Here is a 22,838-nt window from a genome sequence, read left to right on the forward strand (position 1 = left end):
TATAATGGTTAAAAATTAGTTAGCAACGATGTTAACCAGCTTACTCGGAATCGCAATCACTTTGCGAACCGTCTTGCCAGCCGTAAACTCTTGGATTTTTTCATCCGCAAGGGCTAACTTTTCAAGTTCATCCTTACCCATGTCCTTCGCAATGGTTGCGTGTGAACGGACCTTGCCGTTAACTTGAAGTGCGATCTGAACGGTATCTTCAACCAACTTCGATTCGTCATAAGTTGGCCAAGTTGCGTAGGTGATCGTGTTTTCATGGCCTAATAATGACCATAATTCTTCCGCAACGTGCGGCGCAATCGGTGATAACATCTTAACAAAACCTTCGATGTAAACGACTGGTAAATCGTCGACCTTATAAGCTTCGTTTACGAAGACCATCATTTGGGAAATGGCAATGTTGAAGCGCATGTTTTCGTAGTCTTCGGTGACCTTCTTAACGGTTTCGTTGTAAATCTTCGTCAACTTACCGTCGTTGATGGTCGTGACCCGGTCACGCACGTGGTTGTTATCGTCAATAATCAACCGCCATACCCGTTCAATCCACTTGTTAGCACCGTGTAACCCTTCGGTACTCCACGGAATTGAAGCTTCCAAAGGCCCCATGAACATTTCGTATAAGCGCAACGTATCGGCACCGTATTCGTCGACGATATCATCCGGGTTAACCACGTTTCCACGTGACTTCGACATCTTTTCGTGGTTCTTCCCAAGGATCATTCCTTGGTTAACCAATTTCTGGAACGGTTCCTTAGTTGGTACGACCCCTAAGTCGTAAAGGAACTTGTGCCAGAAGCGGGCGTATAGCAAGTGCAGTACGGCGTGTTCGGCCCCACCAACGTATAGGTCGACCGGTGACCAGTACTTCAACTTATCGTAATCGGCTAACGCGTCGGCGTTGTGCGGATCAACATAGCGTAAGAAGTACCACGAACTCCCCGCCCATTGCGGCATCGTGTTGGTTTCCCGTTTCCCCTTGCGGCCGTTTTCGTCAACCACGTTGACCCAGTCGTCAATGTTGGCTAACGGACTTTCACCGGTTCCGGAAGGTTCCAGGTTTTTCGTGGCCGGTAAGCGTAACGGCAATTGGTCTTCTGGAACCAGCGTCGTTTCGCCGTCTTCCCAGTGAATAACTGGAATCGGTTCACCCCAGTAGCGTTGCCGTGAAAAAATCCAGTCCCGCAAGCGGAAGTTGACCTTCTTTTCACCACAATGGTGGTCTTCCAACCAAGCAATCATCTTATCGATGGCAGCCTGCTTATCCAACCCATCCAAGAAATCGGAGTTGATATGTTCCCCATCACCAGTGTAAGCTTGTTGGTCATAATCGTTATCACCAGCAATCACTGGTTTGATTGGCAAGTCGAACTTCTTGGCAAATTCGAAGTCGCGGTCATCGTGGGCCGGAACGGCCATGATGGCCCCAGTCCCGTAGGAAGCCAGAACGTAGTCGGCGATCCAGATCGGTAACTTTTCACCGTTGACCGGGTTAATCCCGTAACTCCCGGTGAAGACCCCGGTCTTATCCTTGTTCAGGTCAGTCCGTTCAAGGTCGGACTTGCTGGCAATCTTGGCCTTATAAGCCTTGATAGCATCCGCTTGTTCAGGCGTCGTTAATTGTTCAACTAAGGCGTGTTCAGGTGCTAAAACCATGTAACTTGCACCGAACAACGTATCTGGGCGAGTCGAAAAGACTTCGATTTCGGTATCGTCAGCTTGCCCGGCAACCTTGAACTTAATTGAACCCCCAACTGAACGGCCAATCCAGTTGCGCTGTTGTTCCTTGATGTTTTCTGGCCAGTCGATGTCGTCTAAGTCGTCGATCAGGCGGTCGGCGTAGGCGGTAATTTTCAGGCTCCACTGCTTCATCGGCACACGGTAAACGTCGTAACCACCACGTTCCGTTTTACCATCAACAACTTCTTCGTTTGAGACAACCGTCCCACCCATCATATCGGGGGCCCAGTTGACCAGCGTTTCGGATTCGTAGGCTAAGCCCTTCTTATAAAGTTGTTCGAAGATCCACTGCGTCCACTTGTAGTAACTTGGATCGGTAGTATTGACTTCGCGGTCCCAGTCGTAAGAAAAACCGAGCGAGCGAATTTGGCGCTTAAAGTTCTTGATATTCTTCGCCGTAAAGTCCTTCGGGTTATGTCCGGTCTTTAAAGCGTACTGTTCAGCGGGTAAGCCGAACGCATCCCAGCCCATTGGGTGCAACACGTTGTAACCTTGCATCCGCTTGAACCGTGACATAATATCGGTTGCCGTGTAACCTTCCGGGTGACCAACGTGTAACCCTTGACCAGACGGGTACGGGAACATGTCCAGTGCGTAGTACTTCTTCTTATCGGTCGACTCGAGTGTCTTAAAGGTCTTGTTAACCTTCCAGTAGTGTTGCCATTTACGTTCAATGACTTTGTGATTATATGCCATGATGGTGCCCCTTTCTTGCTGCTATTTATGTAAACTAGCATTGCGACTTATCCTAGTAACCGCGGTCGTTGGTATAAAAAAATCCTATAAGCCACTTAAGCTTATAGGACGAAACGGATTCCGCGGTACCACCTATGATTCCACGTTACCGTGGCCTCTTGATTTCCTTAACGCGAAACCACGTCCGTACCTACTTGCGTTCAGCCGGAAGACTTGAAGGTGAGTTCAGTTCGTGCGAATCCCCGTTTGCAACCACCACGGAGTTTCTGAAAAACGCCCGGACCTAGTAATCCTTCTCAAAGTCGTAAAGTTATTGTTCTCATCGTAGCAAACCCGCCCCCCTTTTTCAAGCATCGACCCCACAAATTCCGAGATTTTCGTGCGTCTCATGATTAAAAAAATAATAAACAATGCTATAATAAGCGAAGTAAATTTTTCATCGGAGGTGACGGGATGCCCAAATATTGGGAGCGCCGGGATACGTTGATGCTCGCACTACTCGCCTTTTGGGGTTACTGGGTCTTTGCCGTGGTAACGCAGCCAGCTTGGCTTAAACAGTTTGATCAGACGGTCGCCCTTAGTCTGCACCACACCCCCGGATGGTTTCAAACCGCGATGCTGCACTACACGTTACTGGCCAACCCGCATAGCATGACGATTATTATTACATTGATTACCGTCATCTTTTTGTTGCTCCGTCAACCTAAGAGCGGCTTATACTTTGTGATCAACAGCGCCGTTTTGGCAGCTTACGGTAATTACTTTATTAAACAATTAATCGACCGGCCGCGGCCAACCGCATGGCGGCTGACCAATATCGGCGGCTTTAGTTTTCCGAGCGGGCACGCCACCACCACGACCGTCGTAATTGGCAGTTTGCTGGTGTTGGCTTACGACCTGCTCAAGAACCCGACCGTCAAACGAGCGTTGCTCGGCCTAGGCATCGTGTCAATTGGCCTGATGCTTGTCAGTCGGGTCATCGTGGGCGTCCACTACCCTAGCGACGTGGTCGGCGGTTGCCTACTAGGCAGTCTGCTTCTATACATTAGTAGCCGGTTAACTAGCGGGCACCGAACCGGGACGTTTCATTTTCATCGTCAATCGAAGTAAGTTGGCCCATTTCAGGAGGGATCCACTATCCAACTCAGTTCAGCACTAAACTTTAGTCACACCTTAATCAATCAAACCGTTGACCCCGGTGATACCGTCGTCGACGCAACGGTCGGCAACGGTCACGATACGGCTTACTTGGCGAAACTAGTCGGGCCGGCCGGGCACGTTTACGGCTTCGACATTCAGGCGGCCGCCATTCGGGCCACCGCCAGTGCACTCGCGGCCCACGACCTCGATCAGCAGGTGACGTTGACCCAAACCGGGCACGAAAACCTTGCCCAAGTCATTCCCGCCAGCCAGCCGGTTAAATGTGCCGTTTTCAACCTCGGCTACCTCCCCGGCGGTAATAAGGAAATCGTCACGAAAGCAAGTACCACGTTAACTGCCGTGCAGGCGCTAGAAAGCCGCCTTGCCGTTAACGGACTGATTTTACTCCTAGTCTACACCGGTCACCCCGGCGGCCAGGACGAGGCCACGGCCCTGCTAGACCACGTTAAGCAACTTGATCAGCACCAATTTCAAGTGCTGCAGTACGGGTTCTTAAATCAAGTCCACCGCCCGCCGTACCTGGTGGCGATTCAGAAACGCTAAGCATCATAAAAATCCGAACTAAAATTAGCGCCGTCAAACCAAATTGGCTTGACGGCGCTAATTTTATATTCTTGTTACTGACGTTTTAACAGTGACTTACTGGCGTTTCCGGTACCACCAGGTTGCACCCACCAGACTAAGCAACGCTAGTCCCAGTTGGTGCACCCAACCGGCAGCTTGCTCGTCGGTCTGGGGGAGCATTTTTGCCGTCATTTCTTCACGGTTTAGCCCACCGCTTGGCTGGTCAGTTGTCGTCGCAGTTACCGTCTCGAGCCGTTTGAGGTACGACGTGTCTTGAGCCGCAGAGGCGCTGACGACCTGCTGGGCCGGTTCCAAATCTGCGATTATCCCTGATTGCGGAGATGGTACCGTCGCACTTTCGACCGGTTGGTCGTTAGTGCCCGCCCCGCTAGTTTGGCCCGGGTGCTCAGATGAGGCCGCGGGGTCCGCCTGACCAGGCGTTGCGTTACTACCCGGTTGTGCTGAGGGTCCCGGTATTGATGGTTCGCCCGGCAGACCGGGTCCACTTTCCCCTGGCTGACCCGATTGCCCCGGAACACCTGGCGTTGACGGTTCACCCGGCTTAGCGGGCTGTTCGGGAACCCCCGGAATTGCGGGTTCACCCGGTTGTTCTGGTTCGCCCGGTCGATCAGGCTGTTCGGGCGTTGCCGGTTCTTCGGGCGCGCTCGGGAATTCGGGAATTCCAGGCACTTCCGGTTCACCCGGTTCTGAAGGTGTGCCCGGCACTTCCGGTTCGACCGTCACCGCGTCTTTTTCATACGTGTACGTGACGCTTAGATCCGCATCCCCGAATTTACCAGTGCTATCCCCCGCCGTTGCAACCAGGTGGTAACCCGGAATCGGTTTAGGGACTAACGTGTAATCCGTTCCTAACGTCCCACTAACCGTATCATCAGCGGCAATTGGCTGATTGTTTTGATCGACGTAGTGCACTGTCACCTGACCATTCTTCCGTTTACACTTAAAGATTATGACGTGTTCTTTTTGCGTAAACCTCCCCTTAAGTCCATCTTTAAAATCTTCAAACGCCATTGTTTTGCCATCCAGTTCGGCTGAAAGCATTTGAAACATCGCGTTTTCCTTAAATGTGAAGGACCAGCCCCCGCCAACTTTACCATACCGACTCATATCATATAACTCTTCAGGAACCTGGTTACCATCCTGATTAACCAAAAAGACGTGGAGTTTAGCGGTTGGAACAAACATGACCACCTTAAGCTTGTGACGTTCGGCCGTCACCGTCCAATTTCTTTCTCCCACGTAGTGATACGTTTCCGCCCACAAGACGTATTCAAGGTAGTCCATGGTGGCCTCGTAATCCGCATTATCCGAAATATTTATTTCTTCACCAATTGGTGCCGATAAATTTAAGACCGGAGCAAGCAGGTTACCATCGCGATCCACAAACGTCACTTCCGCGGTCCCATATTGCTGATTGGTTTCATAAGGAATTGAAATCTGACCACTAAACCGGTTATCAGTGAGGCCAGCGTTAACAGCCGGTACATCCCACGCCATCACTAAGGTGCCGGCTGGTCCCAAGTGATCCCATTCGATGGTATAGGCATCCAAGTTATGCCCGCTAGCGGTTGCGGTAGCCCCCACTTTAATTGGAATCCGCTTTCCGTCGGCGTCAATCGCGTACGACGTGGTCACGTACTTCCCAGTAACCGGGTCGACGTTCACTTTGATGGCCTCGTTGGCTTGAACCTGATTTTCGACCACGATTGAAACTAGGTTTTGCTCAGCGTTCATCGGCAGTTCGCTAAGGTTGTTGATTTTGTTATTGGATAGATCAATGCGAACTAACTTGGTCAGCAGGCGCAACGCCCGGATATCACTCACCGAAGTCCCGTTTACCGTTAACTCGGTGAGGTGCAATTGCGACCGTAACGGATCGATATCCCAAAGCTTACTACGACCACTTTCAGCGTTGTAACCCCACTTACTTAGTGCGGCCTGCGAAACGCTAAAACTAAATTTTTGCAACCCAATCATATACTGAATGCCCATGATGGACTCGACGTTCAAAACCGCGTCCATGTACGCACGATCCTCTAATTGTAAGCGCTCATCGAGTTGAAAACCTTTTAATTGCGACACCATTTCGGCGGTGATTTGATTAGGGCTGGTAAGCTGGTAGCCGATCTTCTTTAACTCGTGGAACAAGATATAGCGGAAATTTTCATCCGGTAACCACCGGTCAATATCATGCGGGTAAAAATAAATCACGTCCGCCCGCTCAGTCGTCACCGGTTCACTGGTTACCGCTGCCGGTGATGCTAAAACCGTGGTTGGCGCCGTCCCCGCACTCGTTGGGCCCGCTGATAACGGGGCTTCCGGAATGGCAACCGTTGAAGCGCCCGCATCCGCGATGACGGTACTTGAGCTGACCGGCTGAGCAGCAGCACTCGTTGTCGGGCTTAAGTTTGTTTGATCCTCCACGTTGGTTACGGATTGCTCATCGCTAGGTGCCACGCTCGTCGCCGGTTCGGGCGTTACGGCACCAGCACTAAGCGCGGACGTGTTTGGAACCGGTTGACTGTTGGCCGGCTCGGTCTCAGCGGTGACACCCTGGTCGTCACTGGAAACCGTACTAGCTGGCTCATTAGCCGTTATCGCGGGCGTTTGACTGGTAGCAACCTGATGACTAGTGTCCGGTTCAGCCGTTGAAGACTGACTGTTCGCATCAGTTTGTGCTGAAACGACCGCGCTTACCGGTTGCGTAGTCAGCGCCGGTAGCGGCGTCATCACGAGTTGCCGATGCTCCTCAATTTTTACTTGGTCACTCGCGGCTAACCCCTTTAGCTGGTTACAAAGTAAGCCGGTTGACAAGGTTAAACCAACAATTATCCACGTTTTACCACTCTTATACATTTTATAATGAACTTTCTCATCTCGAACTGCGCGCATGGCGGGTAACTCCTCTCAATTTCTAATTAATTAACTTAGACTCCTCGGAGTATACGAGATGAAACGGGTTTCGTAAAGACACAAAATTAACGTGATAACGGTAACTTAACCGATTTCAAGGATGATTGAGCCACGCACTTTTTATTCTTAAGAACTTATAATTCTTATTCTAACTGGTTTATAACCAACTGGCCCGTTCAAGCTAACCCGGAACGATTAATTTTCTGACGTTTTTTACCGGCTGCCATTTTGGGCAAACTAAGGGGGACGCCCACCGTAGCGGTGAACGTCCCCCTTAGTGGCTTAGTTTAGCCACGGATTAACTAATCAAAACTGCAAGCTAATCCTTATTTAACTTCGAAGCGTGTTGGGCCGCCGTCAGCTGCGGACCGCGGTCAAAAGTATTGACGATAAACGCTAAAATGACCAGTGCAAGGCCAATCCAGTAGACCCAGTGCAGCCCCGTGTACAAAATACCGTGTAAGGTCGGCAGCAGGTCCTTTGGCAAACTAGTAGCGGTTTGCGGGTTGATCAGCTTGTTCATCATCGCCATGTTGGTGCCGGCGTGACTCGCAATTCCCTGGTTCATGCCGACGTTGAGGGCAATTCCAAAGACCGAAATCATCAAGGTTTGACCAATCGTCCGGCTCAAGGTGTTAAACGAAGTGGCGACGCCGACGTTATCCGCGCTAACTAGGTGTTGCGAGGTCACGGTCGTTGCGGTGATCGTAATCCCAAAGCCGATTCCGCCGATTGCTGTGATCAAGAAGAACCAGAGGAACGGCGTGCTAACTGGCAATAACGCGAGGCAGATACTCGTCACTAAGATAAAGCTCAAACTCAGGTAAATAATCCGCCGCGGCGCCCACTTAGCCAGCAAACGGCCGGTCACAAACGACCCCACGATCCACATTAACGAGCTGGGTGTAACCGCAAACCCCGCTAACGATGCCGGTACGCCTAAAATCCCCTGCGTCCAAGTCGGAATGTAAACTTCGACCGCCATCAGGAAGCCACTGACTAACGCCGCGACCGCATTTTGAATCACAAAGGTGTGGTTCTTAAATAAATCGAGCGAAATTACCGGGTGGTCGGTGCGCCCCTCACGGCGAATAAACAGCCAGAGACTCGCGCCACTCACCAGCCAGCTAATAATGACCGCTGACCAACTGATGGTCGCGTTTCCCAATAATTGGAAACTGAGCATTAACCCCAGCAGGAACAGCATCAACCAGAAACTACCGAGGTAGTCGATTTCAACCTGATTATGACGCTTCGGTTCGCGCAAGTAGAACTGAAACAGGAAGAGCGTGATCAGGCCCACCGGAACGTTGATGAAGAAAATCCAGTGCCAGCTCAACTTATCCACGATCAGTCCCCCAATCAATGGTGCCAGCACCGAAGCGATGCCCCACGCCGAGCTGTTAAAACCCAGCACCTTGGCACGGCGTTCAAACGAATAAATATCCGCAATGATTGTCATCGAAACTGGCATCAACGCGCCGGCCCCAATCCCTTGAATTGCCCGCCACAAAATCAGCATCGGCATTGATTCGGATAAGCCACTCATCATCGAACCAATAATAAAAATAATCAGTCCGGTTTGCATGACTGGCTTACGACCAACCAAATCGGTCAACTTGCCGTAAATTGGCGTCATCATTGCGTTTGTCAATAAATAAATCGAAAAGACCCAGTTCATCAGTGAGACCCCGTGAAGGTCACCAACGATGGTCGGTAAAGCGGTCGACACGATGGTCCCTTCGATCGCACTCATAAACGTGGCAACGTAAATGGCCACCGTGACGGCCATAACGTTCGTCTGACGTTGTTTGTTCATGAAAAAACTCCTTTACTATTCCCACCAACCACCTTTAAATCAACGGCGCAAAAAAACGACCTCAAAAAAGAGGTCGCTTTTAGCGTCGAGTACCTACAGACTAATCACGCGCATAACCACGTGACGATTAATTAATTACTTAAATTCGGCTTTTAAGGCGTCGACCTTATCCGTGTGTTCCCACGGTAAGTCGATGTCGGTGCGACCAAAGTGGCCGTATGCGGCCGTTTGCCGGTAAATCGGCCGTTGTAAGTCCAACATTTTGATGATTCCCGCTGGCCGTAAGTCAAAGTTCTTACGAATGGCGTTGATCAAGTCATCGTTGCTGACCTTACCGGTACCAGCCGTATCCACGGCGATCGATACGGGTTCGGCAACCCCGATGGCGTAGGCTAATTGAACTTCAATTTGGTCCGCTAAGCCGGCTGCAACCACGTTTTTAGCGATGTAGCGGGCGGCGTAACTAGCCGAACGGTCGACCTTGGTCGCGTCCTTCCCGGAGAAGGCACCGCCACCATGATGGGCGTAACCACCGTAAGTGTCCACGATGACTTTCCGACCAGTTAAGCCGGCGTCACCTTGGGGACCACCGATAACGAAACGGCCAGTCGGGTTAACCAAATATTTCGTCTGGTCATCCAATAAATCGGCCGGAATAACGGCCTTGATCACTTGGTCGATCACCGTTTGGCGAATCGTGGCTAAATCCACGTCGGCGTCGTGTTGCGTTGATACGACCACCGTGTCGACCCGTTGGGGCTGGTTGTTACCATCGTATTCGACCGTAACTTGAGCCTTCGCATCCGGACGGAGCCACTTGATGGTACCGTCTTTACGTAACGCCGCAATTTTGCGCATTAACCGGTGGCTAAGCGCAATTGGTAGTGGCATTAGTTCAGGTGTTTCGTTAATGGCATAACCAAACATCATCCCTTGGTCACCCGCACCGATTTTATCGAGCGGATCAGCATCACCTTCACGCGTTTCTAACGAGTCGTCGACCCCTTGCGCGATATCCGGTGATTGTTCGTCTAAAGCAACTAAGACCGCACAGTTGTCACCGTCAAAGCCGTATTGGCCATCGGAATAGCCAATTGACTTAATGGTGTTACGGACGACGTGCTGGATGTCCACGTAGGCCTTCGTCGAAACTTCACCAAAGACCAGGACTAACCCGGTCGTGACCGACGTTTCAACGGCGACCCGTGCTTGTGGATCTTGTGCTAACATTGCATCTAGGATGGCGTCACTGATTTGGTCCGCGATTTTATCGGGATGCCCTTCAGAAACGGATTCAGATGTGAATAAGTGTTTTTCACTCATTTTAATAATTCCCCCTTAGAATATTCGGTTACAAGGCATCTAAAGACGTTCGGAATCTATCCAAAACAACGTCTTTATCCTTTCGGGAACGGCTCATAACTATATCAGAGTATCACAATCCTTGTTTTTTTAAAAGATTCTGCCGAAAATATTGACGGTTTTCCCGCCGACCGGTACGATTGAAGCATTACAACTTACAGAAAGATGTCAGCCTATGATTCGAATTGGAAAATTGAAACTTAAGCGTGAACACGTCCAGCTGGGCGTGTTCACCATTTTACAGAGTATCGTTTGTTGGTGGGCCGCCCTCAACTACGGCCAATCGTTTGAAACGGCGGAATTCTCCGCCGCCCAGTTACCACTGATCGGTTATACGATTGCGGTCGCCGCGGCTATTTTCATTATCCTGAACGCGCGCGTGCCCTCACAGTGGAGCTTGATCACCATTGGCATTTCGGTCGCTTTCGCGTTTACCAACATCATCGCTAAGGAGTCCGAGTTACTTTACCTCTTACTAACTTGTAGCGTCTGGTTGTTCGTCATGGCCGTCCCGCGCTTTGGCATGCAGAACTACTTCGGGCTGGTCGTCTTCGGCGTCATCATGACCTTCACCATTCCGGTGGCGGTCTTTGACTTACAAAATAACTACTTGTCGACGACCTTCCTCAGTAAACTGGGGCCACTTCTATTCAGTTACCTCTTCTTATACGTCCCCAGTTTTAGCCACCAACGGGAAGTTAACCAGCTGATGTCCGCTATTACCGGCGGATTATTAATTTTAAGCATCTTCATTGAAAGCATGAACTGGCAGGCGATTGCCGCCATCGTGATCGTGATCGCAGTCTGGTTCAGTCAACAGGCCCTCGGTAAGACCCGCGGCCACCTGATGATTACCGTGGTCGTGCAATTCGTCTTGATGTGGCTACTTTATTAAGTTAATAAAATCGGAACGGGGCTGTGACAAATGTCACAGCCCCGTGTGTGTCTCCGAATATTAATAGCCGAAACGTGCGCCAAAAGTCAGCTGGCTCCGCTTAACCCCGTAAATCCAACAATCCAAGCCCAGGATTATTCGCCTTCCGCCGTTATGCTAACCAGCTAACCAACTTTTGTCACACTCTCGTTCTGATTTTTTATACTTTACCGTCGTGCTAACTGGGTCGCAACCGTTCGGATATCCGCCGGGGTCGTCCGACAGCAGCCACCAATGATTTGGGCTCCGGCCGCCAGCCAGCCGGGTACCGCCGTTTCAAAGGTTTCACCGTGCTGCGTGGGTTGCCAAGTTTTCGTCACCGGATCGTACAGGTCGCCGGAGTTCGGGTAGACAATTAACGGCAAGTCGGTCGCCGCCCGCAACGTCTTTAATGCCGGTTCGATGTTTGCGAGTGTCGTGCAGTTGACCCCAACTGCGACCACGTTAGGTTGGTCAACGACCCACCGCGCCGCTTCGGCTAACGGGGTCCCGTCGCATAACGTCTGCGGATCCGCGATACTAAAGCTGACCCAGTATTTTTGTTGCGGGTAGTTCACCGTAATCAGGTGGACCAGCGCCTGAACTTCTTCCAACTTAGGCATGGTTTCGAGCGCCAGTAAGTCGACCCCTGCTGCCATGATTAAGTCCAGCCGCTCGCGGTGAAATTCCTGATAGGCAACTTCGTCTAGGTGGTACTTTCCCGTGTATTCACTGCCATCCGCCAAGTAAGCCCCGTAAGGACCAATACTGCCGGCGACCACCCCGTTAAAATCCGGGTGGCTTGCCGCAAAGTCCTGCTTGGCCGTGTTCGCAATGGTTACGGCCGCTTGAATCAGCTTGCGGGCTTTCGGCGCCGCGATGCCCGCGTGAACGAAGGCCGGCACGTTAGCTTGGTACGTATTGGTCGTCGCGATTTGGGCCCCGGCTGCAAAGTAGCTCTGGTGAACCGCCGCAATTGCTTCCGGATGGTCGAGCATGGCGGTCGCCGACCATAGTGCGGAATCGGTGGCAACCCCACGCTTTTCTAACTCGGTCGCCATGGCGCCGTCGGATACGAGCGGCGTTTGCTTTAATAATGAATCGATAGTTGAATCTTGCATAAATGATTTCCTCTCTGCCGTAATACTGTGTTATTCTATTAACACCGTTGATTTCCTCATCTTATTCTAATCAACTAATTCTTGCAAGTAAGGAAGGCCATTTAATCATGTCAAAACAAACCCACTTGAGTCGCCAGATGGAATCGCGGCACGTGCTGATGATTTCACTGGGTGGCGTCATTGGGACCGGACTCTTTTTAAGTTCCGGTTATACGATCCACCAGGCCGGCCCCATCGGAACGTTGCTGGCATACACGATTGGTGCACTACTCGTTTACCTCGTCATGCTTTGCCTGGGCGAACTCGCGGTGGCCATGCGGTGGCCATGCCTTACACCGGCGCGTTTCACGTCTACGCTAAGAAATACATCGGTCCTGGGACCGGCTTTACGGTCGCCATCTTATACTGGTTGACCTGGACGATCGCCCTCGGTTCGGAATTTACCGCCGCGGGGCTGATCATGCAAACCTGGTTCCCACACGTTGCCACCTGGATTTGGAGTTTAGGCTTCATGGTGGTAATTTTTACGGTCAACGCCTTATCGGTGCGCTGGTTCGCCGAGGCCGAATTCTGGTTTTCCAGTATCAAAGTTTTTACCATCATCGCCTTTATTATCCTGGGAGGACTCGCCATCGTCGGCGGGATTCACTTACACGGTGAAGCCGCACCGGGACTCGCTAACTACTATAAAAACGGCTGGTTTCCAAACGGCTTCGGCGGTGTTTTCACCACGATGCTAACGGTCAACTTCGCCTTTTCCGGAACCGAATTAATCGGCATCACGGCCGGCGAAACTAAGGACCCGGCCCACACGATTCCGAAGGCCATCCACACCACGTTATGGCGCCTCATTATTTTCTTTGTCGGTAGCATGTTCGTCATGGCCGCTTTGATTCCGTATAAGCAGGCCGGCGTCACCGAGAGTCCGTTCGTGTTAGTGTTCAGAGAAATCGGAATCCCCTACGCGGCGGATATTATGAACTTCGTTGTTCTGACCGCGATTATGTCGGCAGCCAACTCGGGGCTCTACGCATCGACACGGATGCTCTGGTCACTCGCTAACGAGGGCACGATTCCCAAGATTTTCAAACGGACCACGAAACGCGACGTGCCGCTGATTGCCCTGATCACCAGTATGCTGGGTGGGATTTTAGCCCTCCTTTCCAGCATTTACGCCGCCGGAACGGTGTACTTGGTACTAGTGTCGATTTCGGGACTAGCCGTTGTGATCGTCTGGATGGCAATTGCGTTGTCGGAACTCAACTTCCGTAAGGCCTTCCTTAAAAGCGGCCATTCGCTCGATGAATTGGCCTTTAAAACGTCCGGTTACCCGGTCGTCCCTTGGTTAGCCTTTATTTTGAGCGGACTCTCCTGTATTTTGATTTGGTTCGACCCTAATCAACGGATCGCCCTGTACTACACGGTGCCGTTCGTGGCCATCTGTTACGCTGGCTACTACTTACGTCGTAAATTCAAACGGGCGTAACGCAACGTGAATATGCCAAGAACTAACCGTGCGACGTTTCGACTGCCGTTATTCAGAGATACAACTAGCGCTACGACTTTGGTCATAGCGCTAGTTTTTTTCGTCTTTCGTATATCACCCGATAGGTGGATTAAACCGCGGAATCAAGCGTTTTAATCGTTAAAATTATGCTATCATTAACTTAAATTACTTAAGGGGATGTTTCATATGCGTCCAGGCTTATTACTCGTTAATTTGGGATCGCCCGCTAGCCCCCGGACGGCGGACGTCAAAAGTTATTTGCGGGAATTTCTCAGTGACCAAAACGTGGTCGAAATGCCACGGGCCGTTTGGCAGCCACTACTCCGCGGAATTATTTTGCCGACCCGTTCCTGGCGGTCAGCGACCTTCTACCGCGATATTTGGACGGCGGCTGGATCGCCGCTGACTGTGAACAGTGAACGTTTACGTGACCGCGTGCAGGCTCTGTTACCCGACTGGGACGTGCGCTTGGCGATGACCTACGGGGAACCGCACATCGCAACCACCTTAAAAGCGATGGCGAAAGCTGGCTGTGAACGGCCAGTCCTATTACCGCTGTTCCCTCAGTTTACCCAGAGCACCGATCAGGGCATCATCGACCAGGCGGACAGCGCCAACGTGCCCTACACGTTGGTGCACCACTTCTACGACCACCCCGGCTACCAACGGGCGCTGGCCGCTAAATTATGGGCGAGCTACCAGCAACACGACTATGACGCGGTCATCTTTAGTTACCACAGTATTCCGACCGCGATGGTCCGCCACGGTGACCCCTACCAACGGGAATGTGAAGCCACAACCAAGGCCGTTTGCGCCCTATTACCGGACTTGCCGACCGACAAAGTCGTCACCGCCTACCAATCTAAATTCGGCCCGATGCCGTGGCTAAAACCCTACCTCCGTAACGAACTTTTACAACTCGTCGAACTCGGCAAACGCAACGTCTTGGTGATTACGCCGTCCTTTGTTTGCGACTGTTTGGAAACCCTGGAAGAGGATAACGTTCAAAACTACCAAGCCTTTCGCGCTAGTGGTGGTGACCGTTTCGAACTAGTCCCGTGCCTGAACGCCGACCCGGACTTTGCCGCCAGCCTAGCCGAATTGGCGACCCAAACGAGGGAGAAGGTCGGCACCCATGGCTAAAGTCCGACGCAGTCTTGAAGAAATCAATCAAAGCGTGGCTGTCCCCGACGTTTACCAAAGCGCCTTTTGGCAAAAATTTCTGGCGTACAGCGGTCCGGGCGCACTAGTTGCGGTCGGTTACATGGACCCCGGCAACTGGCTGACGTCGATTGCGGGGGGCGCCCAGTTTCAATACCGGCTACTCGCAGTCCTGTTACTGTCAATTTTGGTTGCCATGTTCATGCAGGCACTGGCAATCAAACTGGGGGTCGTCACCCGCCAAGATTTGGCCCAGGCAATTGCCGCGACGCTGCCGCGACCGGTACGCTTCGCTGCGTGGATCTTAAACGAGTTGGCAATGATGGCAACCGACATGACCGGCGTTATTGGTACCGCCTTGGCACTCAACATGCTGTTTAAGTTGCCGCTACTCTGGGGGATTTTACTCACAATCGGTGACGTGTTAGTGGTACTACTGTTTTTGCGTTTCGGCATCCGGCGGGTCGAGTTTATCGTTCTACTGGCGATCCTGACGGTTGGCGTTATTTTTGGTATCGAAGTCGGACGGGCCAACGTCCAATTTGGCGCCGTCTTGAGTGGTTTTATCCCCAGCCAGTTGCTGGTCAAAAATCACGCCGCCCTGATTTTAAGCCTCGGCATCTTAGGGGCCACGATTATGCCCCATAACCTGTACTTACACTCATCACTGGCTCAAAGCCGGCGCTATGATAACCACGACCCCGCACAAGTCAAAGAAACATTAAGGTTCGCCAACTGGGACTCCAACACCCACCTAGTCGCGGCCTTCCTGATCAACGCACTTTTGCTAGTTTTAGGCGGCAGCCTATTTTTTGGGCACGGTCGAGCACTAGCCAGCCTCCAAGCGGTCTTTCACGGTTTGCAAAGTTCCGCAATTGTCGGTCAACTTGCCAGCCCCTTAATGGGCGGTCTATTCGCGCTTGCCCTGTTGATCACCGGGCTAATTTCTTCCATCACCAGCACCTTAGCGGGGCAAATCGTGATGGAAGGTTACCTACACATCCGCTTACCACTATGGCAACGGCGGTTACTCACCCGGGCAGTCACCCTAATCCCGATTTTAATTATCGGTTGGCTCGTCGGCTTTAACGACCACGCCCTTGAAACAATGATTATTGACGCCCAGGTCGCGTTAAGCCTGGCGTTACCGTTTACGATTGTTCCATTGGTTATGCTGACCAGTAACGCGAAGTTAATGAAACAACACGTCAACTCCCACTGGGTGCAGCTGCTCGGTTACACGTTAGCCATTATTATTAGCTTATTAAATCTCGATTTAATTATTAACTTATTTTAAAATTAACCCCCGCCAAAAGCTGGCGGGGGTTAACCTATTCTTTACAGTTTAGCTTAAGTGCGCTTGAATAAAAGTCTGTTCGTCATCGACCGCCCGTTGGCCCAGCGGGTCGCGTTGATCGATTAAAAAGACGTGCCCGCGTGGTTGTTCGGCTGTCCCGTAGCACCGATAAACGTGTTCGATGTCGCGCGTCTTGAACAGTGCCGCCAACCGTAAAGCGTTAGGCTTCAAAAAGTCGGCGGTGGCCGTACAAATGAACGTTGGCAAAAACGGGGCTTGAATGGCGCTCTCAGTCGCTAACTGTGCCCGGTGCGTTGCCACCACCTTTTCCGGAAAGTAGGCCCGGACCGCCCCGGCTAACGCGTCTGGTCGCAGTAATTCGGTGGCCGCACTATTTAAGATCAGTGCCCGCACCGTCATTTCCGGTCGCGAGTAACCAAATAACCGCCGAAACTGCGGGTTAGTCAAGATTGTCGCGTACTGTTCCGCCATTTGACCACCGGCGCTGTCCCCCATCAGAATCACGTTGTTCAAGTCCAGGTGGTACTCGTCAGCGTGCGCCACCACCCAATCAACGTAGCAGTTAACGTCGTCAAGCTCAGCGGGAAAAGTCACTGCCGGAGCTAAACGGTAATTGGGGTTCACAAAGGCAAAACCACGCCGCGCCCAATCTAACCCGTAAAACTGGTAGGTTTCCTTGGTCCCGTAACACCAACCGCCACCGTGAATATTAATAATCGTCGCTAACGGCCGTTTAGCCGCCGTTGGTACGTATAAGTCTAACAGGTGCCACGGGCGTTTTGGCCCGTATGCGAGGTCGTTATAGCGCCGAACCCCCGCCACGTTAGTCGGTAACCCGGCATCGCGGCGGTCATCACTGGCCTTAAAATCACGGCGGAGTTGCGCCACCGTTTGTTCTTCCGTCATTTGATCACCCACTACTTTCCACACGCCTACTCAAAATAAGCACACTGCCAATTCGGCGTATGCTAAAATAAAAGCCGTCGTTATCACGAGGATAACCACGGCCGCGAAACGAATTGGCTTGAATATACGTGCTAATATATTACTTCGTTTCACGTCTCATTATAACAGAAAAAAGTTACGATGAGTTTGCAGAGTAATTACAAACTTACATTTTAATTTCACCCCCGCCACCATCAAGATGGTGACGGATACATAGAAAGGAAGTTATCACATGGTTAAAATAGCCGTTTTATCAGACGTTCACGGTAACGCCACCGCGCTAGAGGCCGTCTTAGCAGATGCTCAGGCAGAAAACGTCAATGAATACTGGACGGTTGGCGACTTAACGGTTCGCGGACCGGAATCCGAACGTTGTATGGCCCTCCTGGATGCCGTCCAACCAACCGCCTACGTATTAGGCAACCACGAGCAAAACTACCAAAAGGTGCTGGACGCCGATCCCGACAAATTTACCAAGCCCAAACAGGTGATGGCCACCATCCTGACCGCTTACGATCGTCGGCAACTCACAGCAGCCCACTTTGATCAATTACGGCAACTACCACTGACCGTGACCAAGCACGTGGGACCACTGACCATCCGCCTGCAACACGTCCTGCCGACCTTTGCGAGCGGTCACGCCCTGGCACCAACGGCGGAACAGGCTAACTTCGATCAAGCCGCCACTGGCCAGCCGGACATCGTGATTTACGCGCACACCCATCAAGCAATCATGCGTTACTCCACCCGTGGCCAACTGATTTTAAACGCCGGCACGGTCGGGCTACCGACCGCCGTGAACCCCAACTTAAGGCAACCACGGGCGTCGTACCTGCTGCTAACGATCGATCAACGGGGACTTCAGGCAATCGACTACCGCCAAGTCGACTTTGATTGGCGTCAGGCCATTGAGATTGCCCGGCAACGCCACCTGCCCTACTTCGACTTTTATGCACAAACTTTAAAAACCAATGCTTATCAATACGCACCGAGTGCGGTCGCCGCCTATAATATTCAACATGATATGGATAAACAGGCGCGCCAAATTTTACGCAACCACCGGCGCTGAAAAAATGCTAAGAATCGAGTTAAAATAGTTCCAATTTGGCGTGATTTCTGTATACTGTTTAAGTCGGCGTTTTTTCTCACGTAACGCCCGGCTTAAGAGAGGAGTCACGATTTATGTACTTAAAAAAAGCAACCCTTGATGATCTCGATACGATCATCGATATTTTGAGCGACGGCCGTAACCAACTCGCCGAATCCGGTGTTGACCAGTGGCAGGGCGACTACCCGTCCCGCAAACAAATTACGGCTGACATTATGCAAGGCGCGGCCTTCCTAGTTAATTCGGACGACAACGCCACGGTTGGCGCGGTCGCCGTGGTCCAGTCCCCAGACGAGACTTACACAACGGCCCACGCGGAATGGCTCAACCAAAACGACCCCTACCGCGTTATTCACCGGGTCGCAATCCATTCCAACCATGCCGGTCACGGCTACGCCACCCAATTATTTGAAAAGGTGATCGACCACATTACCCGCCGGCACCCCGAAATCAAGAGCATCCGCATTGATACCCACTCGGACAACTTAGCGATGCAACACTTGATTGCTAAGATGAACTTCAAACGGGTCGGTGAAATGGTTGGCGTTTACCACACTGACGATATTTGCTACGTTTATGAAAAATTAATTCACTAAATTGTTGAGCCTCCGCTTGCGGGGGCTTTTTTGTCGTGATTTTTTAAATCATTAAACAAATTACGGTCAACGGCTCAAGCTAAAGGTTTTCACACTTAAACACGAATATTATAGTGTTAATAAAATTCAATAATTCGTTATTTTCCTATAATTTACTGGATTTAAACCATTTTATATTGTATATTGTTCGTATCAAAAGCAAAGGTGGAATTATTTTGCACTGGTTAGCAGATTTTCTCGCCGCAATCGGCGTTGTTTTAAACGGGATTCCCCAAGGGATTATGGCGATGACGCTTGGCTTTGCCGTTTTCCCGACCGCATTTTCATTCGGATTGGCCGCACTGGTAAACGGGGTCGCCGGCTCGGTCGCTCCAATTTCGTTCCAAGCGGAATCGTTGGCGCTCACGGGGCACCTTGGTAAGAACTTACGGGAACGGACCTCAATCATCTTCTTCGGTGCCACCATCATGTTAGTGATTGGGCTTACCGGCTCACTAACCAAAATCGTTGACGTACTCGGTAGTCAGATCATGGCCGGAATGATGGCCGGCGTCGGGCTGATGTTAGCAAAAATCGCCCTGCAAATGGCCAAGGACGAGGCCCACTTCGGCTGGTTATCAATTGGGATGGCCGCTGTCACTTACATCATCAGTCACGACCTAGTCTGGACGATTGCCATTTCGGTTATTGGCACTAGCGGCTACGCGGTCATTGGCGAACATTACCGCGTCACGCTTCCCGCTCACGTTACCGCCCGTAAGTTTCAGTTCGTCAAACCGCTGGTCAGCGTCAAAATTTTACGCGGCGCCCTGAGTTTAGCCTGCTTGAACATTGGCGCCAACATTTCCTACGGCTTGATCACCGGTCAAATGACCGGCCAGAAGCCCAACCCGGTTAACTTAAACTTGCTGACGAGCACCCAGGCGTTAGCCGACTTCGGAACCAGTTTACTCGGTGGTGCGCCAGTCGAAACGATTATTTCCGCGACCGCCAGTGCACCGGAACCGGTCGTGGCTGGTATTATCATGATGCTGATCATGGCCGTGATTTTACTACTGGGTTGGTTACCAAAAATCGGTCAGTACGTGCCCAGCGCTTCAATCGCCGGTTTCTTACTGATTCTCGGTGCGGTCGTAATTTTTCCAGAAAACGCCGCAACTGCCATGCACGGCTCACTGTCAACCGTTGCCGGCATCACACTAGTCGTTACCGCGCTTGTTGATCCGTTTACCGGACTCTTGAGCGGCGCCTTACTGAAATTCGGCTTACCATTATTAGGATTGGGGATCTAATTATGACAAAGACTTATGAATTAACGATTGGCCCGTTAAAACGGAAATTACCACTGATTAAAATTAACCCGACGACCACGATTGCCTCGTTCGTTTTACTGGGCGATGCGGAACTGACCGCCTACGCGGCTGAACAACTCGGGCAAAAATTAGCGGACGTCGACTTCGACTACCTCGTGACGATGGAAAGTAAGGGCATCCCGTTGGCGCAAGTCCTCAGTGACCAGACCAACCACCCGCACTTCATCGTCCTGCGTAAAAGCGTTAAGGACTACATGCACGCCCCGCTTACCGAAGCCGTTCACGCCATTACGACTAGCGCTGACCAGGAACTCGTACTGGACGGTGCGGACGCGGATTTAATCCGCGGTAAGCGGGTCGTGATCGTTGACGATGTCATTAGCAGTGGTGGTTCACTAACCACCGCCCGCGCGCTCCTCAAACAAGCGGGTGCGACCGTCGTCAAGCAGCTCGCCATCTTAGCGGAAGGTCCGGCCGCCGAACGCACCGACATCGACTTTCTGGCACCACTGCCACTGTTTTAAAGAATACTACCTACTAACCTCCTTCCGCGTGATTTCGCACGAAGGAGGTTTTTGGCGTATCCTTTACGTCGCTATTTAGTGAGAGCCACATCCACACCAGTGCCCCTTTAAGGACTGGCCTTTGCACCGGAAAATACCGAGCCCGACAGCGCACCGTTCAACTTGGCTTGGTTGATTGGCAACGTTCCTCGTTTTCCACTTCGATAGCTTTCACGTCACTCAAGGCACGCTTGGTATTCTCGATATCATGGCCATTAGTTTCCGTAATCGAGTTAATTTATTCTTCGGTAAGTCTCTTTTTTGTTAATACTTCTTGTTTCACAGTGATCATCCTTTCACGCTTTTATTACGTGGTACAACCGCAATTCAAGGCATAAAAAGTAAGCCTTTTTACGTCATGCTTGGGACAGCTTTAGGTATAAAAATAGCACTCAACATCTTTAGTCGAATGCTTCTCAAAAGTCGATTTCATTTTCATCCTGGTACTTTAAAAAATCTAAATATTCCTGATAAGCTTTCTGGGCTTCCTGAGGAGGGGCGTCAATCAAGACTACTTTTTGATTTTCATCCCACCTAAACCATTCGGGATGTTTCATTAGTTCAAGTACTAGCATTAATGCTTCCCCCCTCAAGTACAGTTTCATAACGCTTTGCCATTCGATTAACCTACACCCTATTTGTGTAAATGCGAATAGCTCAACGAACAGTCCTCAGCTTCTTTGCTTGAAATATAGCACTTGGTGGGGGCTAAAAGTCTATTTCATTATCATCACAGAACTTAAGTAAATCTAAATATTCTTGATAAAGTTTTTTTGCCTCTTCAGGCGCGTCATCTCTGATTGTTAGTCTTCCCGTCTCCCTAGACCAAGTGGACCATTCTGGATGCATCGCAAACTCTGGGACCAGCATGCCTTATTCACCTTCTTCAAATAATCTTTCACAACTAGGTTCTATTTATTAGATTCATATCCTATTAAAGAACTCAGCTGATGAGTACTTTACCCGACACCATAGACAAATAACTTAGGCGGGTCGGTTTTAAAATTTAACGTTCCAACAGCTAATTCCTCAATAAACTCCTTAAAAAACATCGAACTAAATTGTCCCTGTAAATCTGCCCTATGTGTTTCCTTATTAACCGTTACTGTGCCTTCAATATTATCCGTGACCACTCGATAAACACGATAATGATTATCATCTAAAATCAATGTATAGGTCATCATCATTACAGCTCGCTCCACTTCCATTTAACCAAAATAACCGATTATTGAAAATTAGATGAGTAAATTTTGGGGTCTCTGAATAGCTCAGTCCTTTACTATCTAACGTAATTGTATCATGTTCCAAAGGAAAGCCACTACATAAACACTGTAAGCTTTTGCATAACTTGAATCGAAATTTCTAACTATCGTCCCATAAATGTGAGAGTCAAACAGTTCGTTTTCATAAAAGAGGTATGATCTATAACTTTTTCGAACTCGGTCCTCGATTTTTGTCACAACAATCGCCCACATTTTCGCTTCATTTTCTGGCTTCCAGTAAGCTTCATTCGATTAAATTTAAACGCCCTTTTGCAAATTAAGAGGTATGCTTTGCGCCTGGTACTCTCTTTTCTCCCAATAACTGAGTTTGATTATTGTCCTCTCTACCTGAATTTTCAACAATATAGGACGGTTCAACCTATACCGCTGTCCCCTACTTTGTAATATACGAAACACTGAAATGTGCAAGCTGTTTGGACACTCAGTGCCTTCGTATAACTTCTGAAAACACAAAAAGACCGTCATATCAAAGATATGACGGTCACCTGTAGGTACCGAAAGCTATATAAATAGCTTGCTAGTACCGGCGATCGGGATAAAACTCAGCTCCAAACGGTTGATATGACAGCATCCGTTTAGAGCATTTTACAGAGTGGCACCAAAATGGCACCATTTTTTAAACAGCCTAGTGGTCCCCTGTCAATAAAATAGACAATTTAAATAGAGACTTTTTTGTCCTATGCCACGACTAAATTTTGAATTTGAGTTTGATACTCATCTTCAAGTTG

The 22,838-nt window shown here is 50.4% G+C and carries 17 protein-coding genes, 1 pseudogene, 1 riboswitch and 1 other annotated feature; of the genes and pseudogenes, 10 read left to right on the forward strand and 8 right to left on the reverse strand.

Annotation, left to right across the window (positions count from 1 at the left end; translation table 11 throughout):
• Window positions 1–15: 15 nt before the first annotated feature.
• Window positions 16–2,442, reverse strand: coding sequence for a leucine--tRNA ligase (gene leuS / locus FFM82_RS00625; protein WP_137643927.1), 2,427 nt, complete (start codon window positions 2,440–2,442; stop codon window positions 16–18).
• A 101-nt stretch (window positions 2,443–2,543) separates the two neighbouring features.
• Window positions 2,544–2,751: a binding site (T-box leader), on the reverse strand.
• A 144-nt stretch (window positions 2,752–2,895) separates the two neighbouring features.
• Here leuS and FFM82_RS00630 point away from each other — a divergent pair.
• Window positions 2,896–3,552, forward strand: coding sequence for a phosphatase PAP2 family protein (locus FFM82_RS00630; protein ID WP_137643928.1), 657 nt, complete (start codon window positions 2,896–2,898; stop codon window positions 3,550–3,552).
• Window positions 3,553–3,579: 27 nt separating this feature from the next.
• Complete coding sequence (mnmM, locus tag FFM82_RS00635) at window positions 3,580–4,146, forward strand: tRNA 5-(aminomethyl)-2-thiouridylate-methyltransferase MnmM (RefSeq protein ID WP_462923181.1); 567 nt, start codon at window positions 3,580–3,582, stop codon at window positions 4,144–4,146.
• 96 nt (window positions 4,147–4,242) lie between these two features.
• On the opposite strand, the gene FFM82_RS00640 is transcribed toward mnmM, so the two are convergent.
• The 3 genes from FFM82_RS00640 to metK form a co-directional block, all read right to left on the reverse strand.
• Window positions 4,243–7,080: a MucBP domain-containing protein gene (locus tag FFM82_RS00640; RefSeq protein WP_137643930.1), complete on the reverse strand. Its 2,838-nt coding sequence runs from the start codon at window positions 7,078–7,080 to the stop codon at window positions 4,243–4,245.
• A 340-nt stretch (window positions 7,081–7,420) separates the two neighbouring features.
• Window positions 7,421–8,920 carry an MDR family MFS transporter gene (locus tag FFM82_RS00645; protein ID WP_137643931.1) on the reverse strand — a complete coding sequence of 500 codons (1,500 nt, stop codon included), beginning with the start codon at window positions 8,918–8,920 and terminating at the stop codon, window positions 7,421–7,423.
• 135 nt (window positions 8,921–9,055) lie between these two features.
• Window positions 9,056–10,243: a methionine adenosyltransferase gene (metK, locus tag FFM82_RS00650; protein WP_137643932.1), complete on the reverse strand. Its 1,188-nt coding sequence runs from the start codon at window positions 10,241–10,243 to the stop codon at window positions 9,056–9,058.
• Window positions 10,241–10,347: riboswitch (SMK box riboswitch) on the reverse strand. Its footprint overlaps the gene before it by 3 nt.
• A 110-nt stretch (window positions 10,348–10,457) precedes the next feature.
• Here metK and FFM82_RS00655 point away from each other — a divergent pair.
• Window positions 10,458–11,177 (forward strand): hypothetical protein, encoded by a 720-nt coding sequence (locus FFM82_RS00655; RefSeq protein WP_137643933.1) that lies wholly within the window; start codon window positions 10,458–10,460, stop codon window positions 11,175–11,177.
• A 206-nt stretch (window positions 11,178–11,383) separates the two neighbouring features.
• On the opposite strand, the gene mmuM is transcribed toward FFM82_RS00655, so the two are convergent.
• Window positions 11,384–12,316 (reverse strand): homocysteine S-methyltransferase, encoded by a 933-nt coding sequence (mmuM, locus tag FFM82_RS00660; protein ID WP_137643934.1) that lies wholly within the window; start codon window positions 12,314–12,316, stop codon window positions 11,384–11,386.
• A 107-nt stretch (window positions 12,317–12,423) separates the two neighbouring features.
• On the opposite strand from mmuM, the pseudogene FFM82_RS00665 reads away from it, so the two are divergent.
• From FFM82_RS00665 to FFM82_RS00675, 3 genes and pseudogenes are all read left to right on the forward strand, one after another.
• Window positions 12,424–13,802, forward strand: a pseudogene (locus tag FFM82_RS00665) (amino acid permease).
• A gap of 207 nt (window positions 13,803–14,009) precedes the next feature.
• A complete protein-coding gene (gene hemH, locus FFM82_RS00670) occupies window positions 14,010–14,966 on the forward strand; it encodes a ferrochelatase (RefSeq protein ID WP_137643935.1) in 957 nt (318 codons plus the stop codon).
• Window positions 14,959–16,281 carry an Nramp family divalent metal transporter gene (locus FFM82_RS00675; RefSeq protein ID WP_137643936.1) on the forward strand — a complete coding sequence of 441 codons (1,323 nt, stop codon included), beginning with the start codon at window positions 14,959–14,961 and terminating at the stop codon, window positions 16,279–16,281. The genes hemH and FFM82_RS00675 overlap by 8 nt, the downstream gene beginning before the upstream one ends.
• Window positions 16,282–16,329: 48 nt before the next feature.
• Here the strand turns inward: FFM82_RS00675 and FFM82_RS00680 are convergent, their stop codons facing one another.
• Complete coding sequence (locus FFM82_RS00680) at window positions 16,330–17,208, reverse strand: alpha/beta hydrolase (protein ID WP_137643937.1); 879 nt, start codon at window positions 17,206–17,208, stop codon at window positions 16,330–16,332.
• Window positions 17,209–17,479: 271 nt separating this feature from the next.
• Between FFM82_RS00680 and FFM82_RS00685 the strand changes: the two genes are divergently transcribed.
• The 4 genes from FFM82_RS00685 (at window position 17,480) to FFM82_RS00700 (ending at window position 20,788) form a co-directional block, all read left to right on the forward strand.
• Window positions 17,480–18,316, forward strand: coding sequence for a metallophosphoesterase family protein (locus FFM82_RS00685; RefSeq protein WP_137643938.1), 837 nt, complete (start codon window positions 17,480–17,482; stop codon window positions 18,314–18,316).
• A 113-nt stretch (window positions 18,317–18,429) separates the two neighbouring features.
• On the forward strand, window positions 18,430–18,951 hold the full coding sequence (locus FFM82_RS00690) for a GNAT family N-acetyltransferase (RefSeq protein WP_137643939.1): 522 nt from the start codon (window positions 18,430–18,432) through the stop codon (window positions 18,949–18,951).
• 215 nt (window positions 18,952–19,166) lie between these two features.
• Window positions 19,167–20,243 carry an NCS2 family permease gene (locus FFM82_RS00695; protein WP_137643940.1) on the forward strand — a complete coding sequence of 359 codons (1,077 nt, stop codon included), beginning with the start codon at window positions 19,167–19,169 and terminating at the stop codon, window positions 20,241–20,243.
• A 2-nt stretch (window positions 20,244–20,245) separates the two neighbouring features.
• Window positions 20,246–20,788, forward strand: a complete 543-nt coding sequence (locus tag FFM82_RS00700; RefSeq protein WP_137643941.1) for a phosphoribosyltransferase family protein — start codon at window positions 20,246–20,248, stop codon at window positions 20,786–20,788.
• A 455-nt stretch (window positions 20,789–21,243) separates the two neighbouring features.
• Here FFM82_RS00700 and FFM82_RS13485 read toward each other — a convergent pair whose 3' ends face one another.
• Together FFM82_RS13485 and FFM82_RS00705 are read right to left on the reverse strand one after the other, a co-directional pair.
• Entirely contained in the window at window positions 21,244–21,402 is a 159-nt protein-coding gene (locus FFM82_RS13485) for a hypothetical protein (RefSeq protein WP_170178163.1), read from the reverse strand.
• A 384-nt stretch (window positions 21,403–21,786) separates the two neighbouring features.
• Window positions 21,787–22,014, reverse strand: coding sequence for a hypothetical protein (locus tag FFM82_RS00705; protein WP_137643942.1), 228 nt, complete (start codon window positions 22,012–22,014; stop codon window positions 21,787–21,789).
• Between the last annotated feature and the right edge of the window lie 824 nt (window positions 22,015–22,838).

Source organism: Lactiplantibacillus plajomi, from assembly GCF_005405405.1.
Classification (GTDB): domain Bacteria; phylum Bacillota; class Bacilli; order Lactobacillales; family Lactobacillaceae; genus Lactiplantibacillus; species Lactiplantibacillus plajomi.